This is a genomic window from Chitinophaga sp. Cy-1792 (assembly GCF_011752935.1).
Lineage (GTDB): Bacteria > Bacteroidota > Bacteroidia > Chitinophagales > Chitinophagaceae > Chitinophaga.
The window spans coordinates 270229-285243 of sequence record NZ_VWWO01000002.1 but is presented as its reverse complement, the minus strand read 5'-3'; the positions used below and the strand labels follow the sequence as shown (position 1 = coordinate 285243).

The window sequence follows — 15015 nt, the reverse complement described above, 5'->3', positions numbered from 1 at the left end:
TCATTGGATTGATACAGTAAAAAATACAATGATCAGTAACCAGATCAATAATCCAACACCATAGGTACAGCAGACAAACAACAAATTGGAGAGAAAGGGTTTGCTATTATTGTACGACAATAATTTTGCGAGCAGCAAAGCATAAAAAACCTCCCAGATATTGATCGTTTGCAGGGGATATAGCTGCCATTTTTCCAGGTGATGTTGCTTTAAGAGGTCGTAAAGCGAAAAGGGGATGATATTCAATTCTATGAGATCTGCCGGCATCCGGATGCATCCGAAGATAAACAGTTTGGTCAATAACATGAGTGCGAAGACGGCTTCAGCTTTAAGGCTGATGTTAAAGTACTTCATAAATGCCGCCTCATCGGATTTCAGGATACCACCGATGCTCAGGCATACTGCAGTATAAAGTACGCGGGATATTATCACCAGAGGTAGAAAGAGCAGCGATATCCATGCCCATCTTTTGCTTGTTTCCAGCACTGCTGCCACATTATCATCGGATAGTTGTGTGATGTAGGTCTGATGGATGATATCATAGTTTAAATAGTAAATATTGATGAGCAATGCATAAAGCATTGCCACAAAACAGATCATCCCAAAGTAGAAGTATCTGTTGGCAGCATTCAGGGTATCCATAATATAGGGATGGAAATGTTATTTAACTTGTTGCATAAAGTAATCTGTCAGCTCAGCAAGTGTGTCCGCATCTGTTGGCACATCTTCAATTATCTTTCCATTTTCCAGTAAAATAATTCTGCTGCACAATTCAGCAACATGTAACAGGTCATGACTGGATAAGAGTATGGTGATGCCCAGTTGCTGATTCATCTGCCGCAGGATTTGTTTTAGTCTGATCTGTGAGCTGGGGTCCAGGTTGGCAAATGGCTCATCCAGCACCAGGTACGGACAACCTCTTAACATAGCGCCGACAATGCCTATTTTATGTTTATTTCCGGTAGAGAATTCGCGTATATACTTCGTACCTGTTTTGAATGATTCATCGGTAAATGGTTCGATCAATTTCCAGGCTGTGTCCAGGAAAGTCTTGTCTGTTGCAGATATAGCAATGATAAAGTCGAAATATTCCTGCGGAGTGAGGTACCCGATTAAAAAATTTTCGTCCAGGTAGGCGGCCACCATTGACTTCCAGTCTTCCGTTATCCAGGTATTTAATTTTTCCACAAATACTTCTCCGGTGTCTGGCTGTGTCAGCCCCAGGAGTGTCCGTAGCAGCGTAGTTTTTCCGGCACCGTTATTACCGACAATGCCCAGCACCTGACCAGCTGGAATATCTAGTGATGCTATATTTAATACCGTTCTGCCTGAATAGCTTTTTGATATATCTTTTATGTTGATCATAATTATTTACCGTTTGATTTAAATGCGGCTGTCAGGAATTGTTTCTGTTCCATTAAATCCTTATGCAAGGATTTAATCACCGGCCTTCGTAGCACCAGTCCGGCAAGGCCAACAGTGAGTATGGCCATAATGCCGGCTTCTGGCTTTCCGGTCAGCCATTTTACCACAACGTATAATAGTAACTGTCCACACAACATGGACATATAAAATACCGTCTGATACAGCGTACTTTCTCCCCAGTTGATAATAGAACCTTCATTCAGTTTTATTTTCCGCTTATTTCTGTTGGCCATAAAAAGAATACATGGCGCAGAGATGCCAAGATTAAAAATAAATACGGCAGTACTTATCAACAATATATGATACCCTATAAAAGCAAAAGGGATGGCGACTATATACATAATACCGTAGAGTATATACAGCAACAGGATTTCTGCCTTTATGAAATTAACCGAGTTTCCGGGGAGCAACATTAACAGGTCCATGTATTCTCCTTGCCAGCCATACATGTACTGTCCGTAATTTAGTGCCAGCACACTATTCAGCAGGAAGGAGAAAAAGCATAGCTGCCCCCAGCTACTGGTGAGGCTATGTTTCGAGAGCATATAAAACAGATAAATACATAGTACCAGGGCCACCGCAAAAATCTGCCTGGTACGCTTATTTCTTACAATCAGTTTCAACTCATTACCTAAGTATAAACCAACGGGGGTATTGTTATTCCGGAAAATAGCGGAAAAATTAAGATGTAGCCATTTACGCCGGGGTTCTTCCTGCAACTTATCCCAGTTATGTAATACATACCTGAGCCTGTGGCTGACCATCAACCAGATCAATCCGGCCAGCATCCATATTACTGCAATGAGGCAGACAGTAAAAGTTATATTTTTCGAGAAAATGACCAGGTAATTTTTAATAGGCAGTAGCTGGAAATGATCTGTCAGCAGGAGTATTATAGTCAGGATAGGAATACCTGAAATAAAAACAATCGTTTTTTTGTTCTGGAGCTTTATCCACACCATCAATAGATGATTGAGCAGGGCCACACTCATGATAGCTGTAATCCATAAGGCAGACAGTCCAATTCCATATGCAGGCAGCAGCATTGAAGGCAGCATTCCTATCAGTGGAAAAAGGATATAGATATTGAGATAGGAAAATAGTCCAATCGCCATAAACACCGCTGCTATGGTAGCCCGTTTGACAGGTAGTAAGGTATACAGTTTAAAATTAAATTCAGGCAATTGTTGCAGCAACAACCGGATGTTGATATCTAACAGGAGGAAGTAGAAAAAAGACCGGTTCATTAAAATCAACGGATCTTCTCCCGGAAACATCATTTGGAATAAGGGTTTCACGGCTGTGCCGAATAGCCATAACTCCAGGCTTACCAACAGGTAAATTCCCAGCCTGACCCACATCATAACACTCTTACCACCTCCGCTTAAACTTCTGATGAATGCTTTTCTTTCTACCGACAGCATTGTCTTCAGCATATATATCTAGTAGTTACAGGTTAATACAGCAATAATGGTTATCTGAAAAGGGTTTATAAACAGCTGATTACAATGCCCTTTACATTGTAAGAGGACCCGGTGTATTTAAATCGGTACACCGGGTCGGGGCTGATTGAATTACTTCAACTTGGTTGTCAGCATACAACCTAATGTTGTGAGGCCACCAACCAGGGGATTCATGCCAGCGCCAATACCAGCGGCCAGGCCAAGCATTGCACAGCCATAAGAAGCACCTGCTTCGCCACCTAAAATAGTTTCCATTTGGGATAATTCAAGTTTCTGCATTTTTTACAGGATTTAAAAAGTATACGGGTCGTCTTTATTAGGCATACACCCAATACTCCCTTACAATGGCCATTGAAAAACTTTTGCTATAATATAATACTAGTAAAGAAGAAGGTTAAACTGGGTTAAAAAATCCTCTCGCCGCTCAGGAACGATAACGATATTAAAATTTGATTAAAAAGCAATTCAGATAATGGTTTTAATATGACCAAAATAAGCTAATTGTTTTGTAAATGCCAAAAAACAAACAGGCTTGATAATTATAAAATAGAAATAAAAAATATATAATCAAAATACGCACTCCTAACTAATTTCAAATACAATATCAATACATTCAAACGCAACAAAAGAAAAACAATACATCAATATGTAAGCAATAGCATATCTTAAAAGATGTATGAACAAACCGAAAGGCAAGTCTGGGCCTAAGAAAATTCTTTCAGCTATAACTATTGTTTTATCCATCCCTTTTCTCTTACTTGCAACCCTTATCACTATCCTATGGGCTGGAAATTATATGCGACTTTTGTTTCGCCAACACATGAAGTAAACTTTGACGACTTGCTGGGCAGGCTGGAATTACCACCACTCACTCCCATTGAAGACGAACCTTTTGAAGTAGCGCTTTATCCGGATGAAGGGCAGATATACATCGGCGAACACAACAACTGCCTGATTATTACCAACTACGAGCTTACAGATGCCTGCATGACCAGTGAATTTTCTCCGCTGGAAGAGGTGCTGATGGCCGAATTTCCTGATGCCGAAATATGTACACTGGTATTACATTCTGTTGTTAATTACTTTGGATATGCTGTCATTAAAAACGGAGAGAAAATAAGGGTAAGAGCGGGAGATTCTGAGTATGGCGTGGGCATAGATGAAGGTAGTCCTTTGGAGGAGGAACTTCCCTTCCTCCATTCCCCCCGTTTCAAGGATGACAACAGCCGTAGAATAAGCCGTGATGGCAACAATACCTATGTTGACTGGGATGGAGAAGGAATTGTTTTTGCCATTGCCGGCCGCTATTTTGGTGAGCCGATGGACAGAAACGATGCACTACTTTTCGAGACCAACCTTAAAGGCTTTAGCTATCCGGTTGCCGACCCCATCAAAACAGCAGCTGCCAACACGGCATCAAAGCCATGGTGGAAGTTCTGGTAAACGTATAGCCGTTCGGGTTTCACCGGAGCATATCATTTACTCCCGGCGTACAGCATATTTAAAGGCACTGGAAAGTCATCCGCATCTTCCGGTTTAATATAGAGTGGTTGCGGATTATCAGTACCCTTTATATGCAGGTATTCTATGCGCAGCGCATGATATCCTTTATCCAGTGGCACCATATAAAACTCGCCGATATTGGTGATATGTTTACCCAGATACTGGCGGTTATTTAAAAACATCCTGAAATCCTTTCCACTCTGTTCGAAGATGTAATATCCAGCCTTTTCGATTTTAATATAGCCTTCCATGGCAAGCGCATAGCCCGTTTGCGGTGGAAGTGCCGACAGATCAAATTGCTGGCCGGTATTACCGCTACGTACAGGCGTCAGGGTAGTAAGGTCTGGTAATGTTGTCCAGCTGCCTTCATAGTAGCGGTACTGCAATCCCCCCGGTTGAATACCTGCCGGCGGCGTTACCGCCCGGATGACACCCCCCAGCTCAAAAAAAGCGCTGTCTTCACGGTTATATTCCGGCCTTACACCTATTGACTTGTACCTTATCAGCGTGCTTTTATGCAGCGTTAGCCTGGTCTGTTCTCCTGATAAAGACGGAGACATAGCTGTAGGCACGGAGCCATCGGTCGTATAGTGTACGTACGGACTATCAGCCAGGTTGGAGCATACCAGGTTAAAAGGCTTGCCTTTAAGGATCAGCCCACCCTGTGGTTTAATCAGCAGCTGGCGGGAACTGAGATATCCATGCGGCGACGCATAGAATCCGCCATAGGAAAATTTAAGTCCGTCCCAAAGACCTTTAAACTGCGTAGAATAATGCGTTTCATTATAATACAGCTGTCGTTTCCACGAGAGTCCGGCCAGTTTTTTTACTGATAAAAGGGAATCCATTTTCGCCAGTCCCATGAAATGAAAAGGGCTTCCTTCGCGGCCCGCCAGCCACAGGGAGTTTTGCAGATGACCTAAGTTAGGCGTGAACTGATCGAAAGATCTGCACAGATAAAAATCATCCCACCACAGGCTGGGATCTACTGCTATGTAGGAAGTAAACAACGCAGGCTCCTTCAGGAAAGCATATACAGCGAGCAACCCGCTGAGCGAGCCACCATAAAGGGAGTGGCCGCTGCTCTTCACGGGGTAGTGCTGTTGTATATAAGGCAATAATTCTGTTTTCAGAAATGCCAGGAATTTATCAGCGCCACCAGTTTCGCCGTAGGTATGAGTAGGCGTAAAATCACGGTCACGCATATCCGTACCATTTTTGATGGTGTTGGGTAAGCCTACCAGTATCAGGTCCGGAATAAAGCCTTCGTTGTTGAGCAGGTTATACTGCGTCCGGGCAAAGCCAGGGATTCCTTCCAGGCAGTAGAGCACTTCATATCTGGTGTTGCCGGCAGGATTATATCCTTTAGGATAAAGAATGTCGATTTTTCTTTCTTCCTGTAAGATATTTGAGTAGATAGAATCTTTTGCCTGTAGCGGGTCCTGGGCGAATGCGCCGATGGTAGCCATGGTAAGCAGCAGGAAGGATAAGCAGGAAAGAATAGTGGTTTTATTGATACGCATAACCGGTATACTATTTATCTTTTGCCAGATATTTACAATATAATTAATGATCATTTACCTGATGGCGCGGTTATGATGCAGGGCGAAGTGTCGTGATGAGCATCCGCCTCTTGATAAGATAACTGGTGGTCCCTATACGAAAATTAGCATTTTCCTGGCAGAGTGTCAGGATTTTGCCTGCGAAAACAGTCGGGCAGGCGGCAATAAACCGTTATTATTATCCAGTGAGGCCTTAAATAATCGTTACCAGCAAGGAAAACTCGAAAAAAAACAATATACTTGCCGTTTCACAGATTTATTAACCTATTACCTAGAACTACTATGCAGCAAGTTTACACGCCCCCGCCAAAGGGAGGGCTCCTGTCGTTCCCTAAGCTAAAATTTACCGGCAACGGTGGCTCCTATTTTGGTATCCTGATCGTCAACGCACTGTTATGCGCCATTACTTTAGGCATCTATTATCCATGGGCCAGAGCAAAAAAACTGGAATTTCTCTATTCTTCTACAGAGCTGGAAGACTCCCCATTTGTATTTAGCGGTACCGGCTATGAGATGTTCAAAGGCTTTATCAAAGCGGTGGGTATCCTCGCAGTATTCTTCATTATTGAAGCACTCCTTGCCAGAGCGATGCTTATACCGGTTGCCGCTGTGGTATACCTGGCATTCATCCTGCTGATTGTTCCTTTTGCCATCCATGGTGCCATGCGTTACCGCTGGTCCAGGACTTCCTGGAGAGGTATCCGTTTCGGTTACCGTGGCAACAGAGGCGAGCTGATGAAACTCTTTGTAAAAGAATTCTTCCTGACCATCATCACCGCCGGAATTTATGGTTCCTGGATGCTGATGAACCTGCGTAACTATATCATTGGCAATATTCGTTTCGGCAGCGGCGAATTCAAATATAAAGGCGATGGCTGGGAATTCTTTGTACTTAACATTAAAGGATATTTCCTTACCATCATTACCCTGGGTATCTATGGTTTCTGGTGGCAGGCCAATATGTTCAGATATTACATCGACAACATGACCTTATCCAATAACGGCAAAACTTTCACCTTCCGCTCCACTGCCACTGGTGGTCAGTTTGCCGGCCTTATCCTCCTGAACCTGCTGATCGTTGTCTTTACCTTAGGTATCGGTTTTGCATGGGCAGAAGTAAGAACATTCAAATTCGTTTGCGATCATATCGAAATTGAAGGTGATGTGGTGCTGGACGAATTACAGCAAACAGAAGAAGAATATACCAATGCTATGGGCGATGATCTCGCTGATGCACTGGACCTGAACCTCGTTTAAGCAAAAGCGCAATGTATACCGGCAAGTATTTCGATAATAAAACCGCCGTGCTGACGAACGCCGATATTCAGCTTCACGCCGAATACCTGGAATTCAATACCGGCAGAGATACGGCAGACAGCCATTTCTCCTGGCTTTACAAGGACCTTGATATCCGCATGAGTGGTAAAACACTACGTATCAATCATCCTTCGGAAGGCGGGTTGGAAATACATGACAGCGTATGCATTGACAGTCTTTTAAAATTAGTATACCCTAACCGGCGCTACTCCATCTATAACTGGGTACGCCGGTTAGGTAATAAAGCGGCGCTCTCCATAGCTGCTTCCCTGATGCTGATAGCAGCGCTATGCTATTTCTACGTACTACCTGCACTGGCAGAACATGTTGCCCAACATCTTCCTAAATCCTTCGATGAAGAACTGGGCAAACTGGTCAGATCCACGATGGAAGAGCCATCCGATGCCAAAGGGAGCCGGCTGCTGACGGCCTTCGCCAGTAAGATCAATTGGGAAAATGGCGATAGTTTAAGCTTTTCGGTGTCGCCAAGGGATATCGACAACGCCTATGCAGTACCAGGCGGAACAATCGTGGTATACCAGGCCTTGCTGAAAAAGATCAAAACGAAAGAAGAACTGGCCGCATTGCTGGCACACGAAAGTTCACATATTAAGTTCAGACACTCTACCCGCAAGCTTTGCAAGCAGATGAGCGCCTCCATACTCATCCAGCTGTTTTTCGGAAATATAGGCGCCTTCTCCACCCTCTACTCCAATGCGGATGCCATCAATTCCCTCAGCTATTCCAGGCAATATGAAAAAGAAGCCGACCTGGAAGGCCTTACCCTGCTGAGAGATAACAAAATCGACCAGCACGGCATGTTGCAGTTAATGCAGATACTTTCCGGCATCAAACATAAAGTAGACATCCCTACTTTTTTAAGTACACATCCACTCACCCAAGACAGGATAAAATATGTGGATGAACAGATAAAGGCCAACCCTGCTCCCGTTACACCACATGAAGACCTGGAAAAGATTTTCAGGGAGATAAAGGCGTTATATCCTTCCTGATCATCGCACATACCGGATTCCGCAACTTACTATCTCCCTAAAACCAACTACCTATGGGTATCTCTTACCACCACCTGAAAATTGTTTCCCCCGATAAAAAAACTTACAGACATAATTACCTGGAGCTGGATAAATTACTGACAGATGTCCCCGAATTTGTGGCAAAAAACGGGCATCTGATTTCCATCATGAAATTTTCAACAAAGGTATTCGTGATCTACTTTTTTATAGATGAAGCAGAACGGCTGGCATACATCAGTAAAAATGGTAAAAGCAAAGACGAAATATTCCTGATCGGCTCACCGGATGAACATACTGCTACCATCCATGCTATTGAAGAAGCGCGCCAGCTTGATGCCGGCATCGCCTACGATCACATCCGGAAAAATGAATATAGCAGAAGAATTTATCCGTTGCACCAAACCGACATGTTTGTTATGTATTATCAGCAGGTGGGACATATGAAATACGCCATGACAGACCCTTTCTATGATGAGTTCGAACAGCTAAAGTACTACTGGAAAACGGCAGACATTCTGAAAGCCGCTACCTATGTATACTACGACGAAATTGATGATGACTGGGTCCAGGAATTTCAGCGCGACTTCGTTGATACCTGGGAGGAAGGAAAAAGTATCTTCTATCATTATTAACCACTACATTTCTCCTATCTTTTCTTTGTTGTTTAATATAACATTAGTTTTATAAAGACCTGCAGCCAGTTGTTTTATCCGGGAGATGATCCCCTGCGTGTCATATCCATATAAGCGATGAAGCTCCTGCTGGGTGCCCTGTTCAGCGAATGTATCCGGCAAGCCAAGCCGGCTGATACCGGCCCTGTAGCCATGTTCCAGCATAAATTCCATCACCGCCGTTCCCACACCACCGGCTATACAGCCATCTTCCACGGTAATAATTGCGGCATATTTACGGAACACTTCATGCAGCAATGCTTCATCCAGCGGCTTGAAGAACCGCAGGTCATAATGGGCTATATCTAACTGAAAATCTTCCAGCTCCTTACAGGCAGCTATAACGTATGCCCCTACAGGCCCGAGGGACAACACCGCGATATCTTTACCGTCCCTTATCCGGCGCCCCTTTCCAATGGGTAGCTGTCTGAATGCGGTATCTGTCCCTGCCGGGATTCCAGCTCCTTTGGGATAACGGATAGCCAAGGGGCCCAGACCGCGTGTAGCCTGTGCCGTATAAAGCAGGTTACTGAAATCTTCCGGATCCATGGGAGCCGCACCGGTAATACCTGGAATACAACGCAGGTAGGCGATATCAAAAGCGCCGTGATGCGTTGGGCCATCCTGGCCTACCACACCGGCCCTGTCTATACAGAACACCACATCGAGTTTTTGCAGTGCTACGTCATGTATCACCTGATCGTATGCACGTTGCAGAAAGGTAGAATAGACCGTGCAATATGGCAGCATGCCATCAGCGGCGAGGCCTGCACAAAAAGTAACTGCATGTTGTTCTGTAATACCTACATCGAATACACGTTCCGGCATTTCCTGCTGCATCCGCGTTAAAGCACTGCCGGAAAGCATGGCCGGCGTTACCGCCACAATACGTGGATTACTACGGGCAAGGGTCATCATCGTATTTCCGAAAACGGTCTGGAAGGTACTGGCAGCAGGTGTTTTATCCAGCTGCTCACCGGTCAGCCGATCAAAAATTTTAGGGGCATGCCAACGGGCATGGTCTGCCATGGCGGGCGCAAAGCCTTTTCCCTTGGTAGTGACACAATGCAGCAGCTTAGGACCGGGTATATGCTTCAGCTTCTCCAATACAGGTATCAGCTTGTTGAGATCATGTCCGTCTATGGGCCCGAAATAACGGATATTCAGTGCTTCGAACAGGTTGCTGTAACGTAGCAAGCCGCCTTTCAGCATTTTCTGCAGCTTGCGGACCATTTCTACCGGCCATTGGTCTGTATGGCCCGGGCGCGCCAGTAAGCGCCGTATATGCCCCTTTAATGCGTTGTAATGCCTGCCGGTAGTCAGGCCGGTGAGATAGTCCTGCAAAGCGCCTGTATTGGCGTCTATCGACATATTATTATCGTTGAGCACTACCAGCATGTTGGGCTGTTCATAGCCGGCGTTGTTCAACGCCTCAAATGCCATTCCTGCTGTCATGGCGCCATCACCTATTACGGCGATATGCTGCCGGGTGTGATTGCCGTTATGCCTGGCAGCACAGGCCATGCCCAGTATAGCCGATACCGAAGTGGAAGAATGGCCTGTGCCGAAGGCATCATATTCGCTTTCTTCTCTGCAAGGGAAACCACTGATACCGCCCAGCTGCCGGTTGGTATAAAAGCGGCTTCGCCTGCCGGTAAGTAGCTTATGCGGGTATGCCTGATGTCCTACATCCCACACCAGCTTATCTTCCGGGGTATTAAACACATAATGCAAGGCCACCGTTAATTCTACTACGCCCATACTGGAACTGAAATGCCCGCCATTGGCCGCCACATGATCTATTAAAAAAGTTCTGATGTCTTCACAGATAGCAGGCAGCGCCGCTAACGGCAGGTTCCGCAGTTCCGCTGGTGTATCCACCCTGTAATTGCTGGTCATTGGGTATTGATTTCTTCAAATTTAAATCGCTTAAATTTGCCATACAGATACAGAACAGGTAAAAATAACCAGTACAGATATGAAGGTCTATAAATTCGAAGCCTTTACCAACGCCATCGCCGAAAGCATAAAAGAAGGCATTTTCAAACCCGGACATAAACTACCTTCTGTCCGGGACCTGAAAGTGCAGTACCAGACAAGCATCAGCACCATACAACAGGGTTACGAATACCTGATAGACCTCGGCCTGGTGGAAAGCATCCCTAAATCCGGCTACTATGTACGCAACAGACCGGATTTATCGCAGCAGCAGGTAAAGTCCAGGCAGCGGCCTGTTGTCAGGGATGCTACCTTTAAGCACCACCTGGGGCTCACTACTGCAGGCAAAACGGGTCACCAGGCGGCCACCTTCAATGTGGCTGCCCCTGGCGATCTGCTGATGCCGCAGAAGCTATTGCTACGCACCATGCAGCAGGTGATCCGGGAACAGGGCGCCGGATTGCTGCGCTACTACCCCTCCGGCGGCGCCACCAACCTGAAAGAACAGATCCTGAAGAAAGCTGCCGTACATCAAACCCTGCTCCACCCGGATGAACTGCTGATCACAGATGGCGCGCTACAGGCGCTATACATCGCCCTGGCATCTGTATGCCAGGCAGGTGATGTGATTGCCATCGAGAGCCCCTGCGTGTTTTCTGTACTGGAAGTCATCAGGGTATTGCAGCTACGGGTAATTGAAGTACCGGTAGATACCCGTAGCGGTTTCGATATCGACTTCTTTCATAAAGCCTGTCGCAGCAATAACATCAAGGCGGTAGTGGTAACGCCCAATTTCCACAACCCTACCGGCACCTTACTATCAGATGAACAGAAACAGGCATTGCTGGCAGTAGCACAGCAGCACCATGTTGCTATCATAGAGAATGATATTTATGGAGATCTGTACTTCCACGGACACCGGCCTTCCAACATCAAAAGTTTTGACGACAGCGGGCTGGTATTAACTTATACCTCCTACGCCAAAACACTGTCGCCCGGCATCAGACTGGGATGGCTTTCTGCCGGCAAATTCATGCAACGTGCGGAGCAGATCCGGTTTGCATTGGGCAGCACTGTATCCCCACTATACCAGGAAACAGTTTGCCGGTTATTAGCTGGCAATAGCTACGACCGGCACCTGCGGGCCTTCAGGATGCAACTCGCAAAAAATGCATATATGGCCATTAACCTGCTGGCAGCACATTTCCCGGAAAATACCACCTTCAACACTCCTGCCGGCGGATATAATATATGGGTGAAGATGCCCGACCATACGGACATGGCCAACTTCTACGCCCAATGTGAAAAAACAGGCATCCGGTTTACGCCTGGCTATACCTTTTCCTTCACCAATGCCTTCGATAAATACTTCCGGCTTGTATTCGCAGACAAATTCACTACTAAGCGCAAAGCCGCTATCCGGAAGGCCGGACAGCTGGCACTGTAGCAACTGTACTGCATAATTGTTCAGACTGTGTACTGCACGTGATGGCAGCATACACGATAATTTTGTGGTATAATTTTACAACACATGAATATCACCACGAAATTCGCCGTAGTCAACAAACAGGGAATGGATGCCCTGCTGATGCTGACTAAAACACTGGCAGAAGAAAAGTATGCCACCCTGATCAAACCAAAAATACTGGCAGAATATATCTCTGTATACTACAACGAGCAAAAGCTGATCTCAGAAATTAACAATTTCTCCAACCAATGGCTGATCGTATATGCAGATAATGAACCTGCCGGTTATGTACGACTCAGCTCCAAGGGACAACGCCCACCTTCACTGGAAAGCAGGCGCGCAGTACGTGTCGCCGACTTCGGCATACTAAAAAAATATCCTGAAGCCGAGGTAAGAGATGCGCTGTTCGAAAAATGCCTGTCTGTAACGAGGCAATACAGCAATGCCTGGATGATAGAATATGCAGGCAATCCGCTACTTTCCATATTCGAAAATAAAGGCTTCGTTCGATCGCCGGAATCCGCATCACTGGAGGGTTTACCGCTGGAGGCAGTATGTCTGATTGCGTAAAATAAAAATTCCCGTCTCTACAACATAGATACGGGAATTTTTATTTATCAATATTACAATTATTTCAGTGTCACACTAAGTGGCTGTTTACCATCCCAGCTTAGTTGTTGCGCTGCACCATTTTTTTGTTTTATGTAGATGCTATACATTTTATTTTTTCTTTCAACCGCGATATCAAAATCGTCGTTCAGTGCGCGAATATGTTTCAGCGACATTTTCTGCCAGCCCTTCGGCAGGTAAGGCTGGAACTGGAATTGATGGAATCCGGTCACCCTGATTCCAAACAATCCTTCCGTGATAATCCGGCAATAGAGGCCACTTTCAGCAGCCAGGTGTCGCTGGTCTCCTTCCGGCCATGCCTCGATCGCATAAGGCACATGTTCGCCCAGTAATCGTTTACGGGAATATTCCTGCAGGTATTTGGTAGCGCTGTCAGTAGCGCCAGCATAGAACGTTCCTCTGAGGCCATAGAGCAGGGCCCTGTCCCAGAATGTTTTAGAGCCGGATTCTGTCAGCATACCGTTGGAAGTCCATAGCAGCGGTGAATACATGGCTTTCAACGTACCTTCTTTCCTGTCGAAGATGCCCATCGTTAAAGGAAGTCCTATCCAGGCACGTAATTTATCGTTGCCATCAAAGTAGCGATAGGTAGCATATCCCTGTACGGTGCTGCCGAAATATTTTTCAATATTGGCTTTTAACGTTACTGCCTCAGCGGCTAGTTTTTTGGCGGTAGCCGCATCATTCAACGCCATGGCCAGATCGGAAGCACTCTGTAATGCGCCATAGGCCAGCGTATTGGTACTGAGGTTGATCTTACCCGCCGGAAAACGGCCTTCCAGCTCATCAGCATCGGACATAATCACGCCTTCGCCGGTAGTTTTCCTGCGCAGAAATTCAAGGCACCATTCTATTAATGGCCACAACTGTTGTGCGGTATATTTATCGCCATAGGCAAGCGCAAAACGGGAAGCGCCATAGGCTATCATCGCCTGGTCTCCTCTGTCGCCGGCGCCGGCCCAGATGCCGGTACCTTCTGCGATGATGGAACTGGGCAACGCCTTATATGCCGGGTTCATATAGCTGGCAAATAAGCGCCAGCTGTTCAACGCTGATTCATTGCCTTCAATATTTCCCAGGAACGGAAAGAACGGGTTGGCATATTCCGCCTGATCATTTGCCCAGATAGCAGCGTAATAGGCACCACCACCAGGACCATGCATCAGCCCACCTTTGGTATCATAAATACTTTCCGTTACGCGCAGTTTGGCAAAATCAAACATCTTGTTGATAACAGGATCCGGTGTTTCCAATACCAGCTTATCTGCAATACCATCTGCCAGCTCCAGCCTCTTTTTATACTCATAGGCGGCGGCATAGGTATATGGCTGGTCACATGTTTTGCGACCGGAGTACACAATAGCATACTTTATCATATCGCCCGGCTTTACATCGTAGGTACCGGCGCCATATACTTCTGTGCGCAGCACATAAATACCATATACACCTTTTTCTGCCTTCGTACTGTCGGAGGCACTGGTATTTGGTACAACAATACTTACAGGGACACTACTGTTATTGGTAATGCTACATTCTTCTATAACAGCGGCCTTATCTATTGAAGGGAACAGGTGGCGCGTAAAGCTGATATCTTTTCCCAGCGTGGACTGCATCGTCAATACACCATTGAAACTAATAGCAGTTACGGTTTCCACCGCCTCCTGCCGGTTGACAGTAACCACGGGCGTATGCTGTTCATCTACCGCCCATTTCAGACTGGCATGTGTGTTATTGGGAATGGTGCGCAGCATAGGAAATATAATGCGCTTTTTGACAACGGCTTGCTGTGCGGCGCCAGTCCCATAGGAGATAATCGCAGATACCTGTTTACCGCTCATTTCTATCTGATCGGTGTGGGAAGTATCGGCATTATTGATTTTCCAGGTGATACCCTCGCCGGCATTAATTTTCCACCTGGTATCCTGGGCGGCACAGGTTACAGTGGCGATGCTGCAAAGCAGCAATAAGGAAACATTCTTCATCGTGGATGACAACATTAATATG

The 15015-nt window shown here is 45.9% G+C and carries 13 protein-coding genes; 6 read left to right on the top strand and 7 right to left on the bottom strand.

The annotated features are described in order from the left end of the window. The 4 genes from F3J22_RS15530 to F3J22_RS15515 form a co-directional block, all read right to left on the bottom strand. Window positions 1–642 (bottom strand): hypothetical protein, encoded by a 642-nt coding sequence (locus F3J22_RS15530; protein ID WP_167018874.1) that lies wholly within the window; start codon window positions 640–642, stop codon window positions 1–3. 18 nt (window positions 643–660) lie between these two features. After that, window positions 661–1365, bottom strand: coding sequence for an ATP-binding cassette domain-containing protein (locus tag F3J22_RS15525; RefSeq protein ID WP_167018873.1), 705 nt, complete (start codon window positions 1363–1365; stop codon window positions 661–663). A 2-nt stretch (window positions 1366–1367) separates the two neighbouring features. Further along, window positions 1368–2861, bottom strand: a complete 1494-nt coding sequence (locus F3J22_RS15520; protein ID WP_167018872.1) for a DUF5687 family protein — start codon at window positions 2859–2861, stop codon at window positions 1368–1370. Window positions 2862–2999: 138 nt separating this feature from the next. After that, window positions 3000–3143 (bottom strand): hypothetical protein, encoded by a 144-nt coding sequence (locus F3J22_RS15515; protein WP_167018871.1) that lies wholly within the window; start codon window positions 3141–3143, stop codon window positions 3000–3002. Window positions 3144–3668: 525 nt separating this feature from the next. Here F3J22_RS15515 and F3J22_RS15510 point away from each other — a divergent pair. Further along, window positions 3669–4331: a hypothetical protein gene (locus tag F3J22_RS15510; protein WP_167018870.1), complete on the top strand. Its 663-nt coding sequence runs from the start codon at window positions 3669–3671 to the stop codon at window positions 4329–4331. A 32-nt stretch (window positions 4332–4363) separates the two neighbouring features. Here F3J22_RS15510 and F3J22_RS15505 read toward each other — a convergent pair whose 3' ends face one another. Then, window positions 4364–5914, bottom strand: a complete 1551-nt coding sequence (locus F3J22_RS15505) for an alpha/beta hydrolase-fold protein (RefSeq protein ID WP_167018869.1) — start codon at window positions 5912–5914, stop codon at window positions 4364–4366. Between the two features lie 321 nt (window positions 5915–6235). Here F3J22_RS15505 and F3J22_RS15500 point away from each other — a divergent pair, with 321 nt between their 5' ends. Genes F3J22_RS15500 through F3J22_RS15490 form a run of 3 tightly spaced genes read left to right on the top strand, consistent with a single transcriptional unit; the run spans window position 6236 to window position 8936 of the window. Continuing rightward, window positions 6236–7210: a YjgN family protein gene (locus F3J22_RS15500; protein WP_167018868.1), complete on the top strand. Its 975-nt coding sequence runs from the start codon at window positions 6236–6238 to the stop codon at window positions 7208–7210. An 11-nt stretch (window positions 7211–7221) separates the two neighbouring features. Further along, window positions 7222–8283 (top strand): M48 family metallopeptidase, encoded by a 1062-nt coding sequence (locus F3J22_RS15495; protein WP_167018867.1) that lies wholly within the window; start codon window positions 7222–7224, stop codon window positions 8281–8283. A 53-nt stretch (window positions 8284–8336) separates the two neighbouring features. Beyond that, window positions 8337–8936 (top strand): hypothetical protein, encoded by a 600-nt coding sequence (locus F3J22_RS15490; RefSeq protein WP_167018866.1) that lies wholly within the window; start codon window positions 8337–8339, stop codon window positions 8934–8936. A 3-nt stretch (window positions 8937–8939) separates the two neighbouring features. Here F3J22_RS15490 and dxs read toward each other — a convergent pair whose 3' ends face one another. Further along, complete coding sequence (dxs, locus tag F3J22_RS15485) at window positions 8940–10874, bottom strand: 1-deoxy-D-xylulose-5-phosphate synthase (protein ID WP_167018865.1); 1935 nt, start codon at window positions 10872–10874, stop codon at window positions 8940–8942. A 79-nt stretch (window positions 10875–10953) separates the two neighbouring features. Between dxs and F3J22_RS15480 the strand changes: the two genes are divergently transcribed. Beyond that, window positions 10954–12360 carry a PLP-dependent aminotransferase family protein gene (locus tag F3J22_RS15480; protein ID WP_167018864.1) on the top strand — a complete coding sequence of 469 codons (1407 nt, stop codon included), beginning with the start codon at window positions 10954–10956 and terminating at the stop codon, window positions 12358–12360. A gap of 84 nt (window positions 12361–12444) precedes the next feature. Further along, complete coding sequence (locus F3J22_RS15475) at window positions 12445–12951, top strand: N-acetyltransferase (protein WP_167018863.1); 507 nt, start codon at window positions 12445–12447, stop codon at window positions 12949–12951. 59 nt (window positions 12952–13010) lie between these two features. Here the strand turns inward: F3J22_RS15475 and F3J22_RS15470 are convergent, their stop codons facing one another. Then, window positions 13011–15008 carry a hypothetical protein gene (locus F3J22_RS15470; protein WP_240155109.1) on the bottom strand — a complete coding sequence of 666 codons (1998 nt, stop codon included), beginning with the start codon at window positions 15006–15008 and terminating at the stop codon, window positions 13011–13013. Between the last annotated feature and the right edge of the window lie 7 nt (window positions 15009–15015).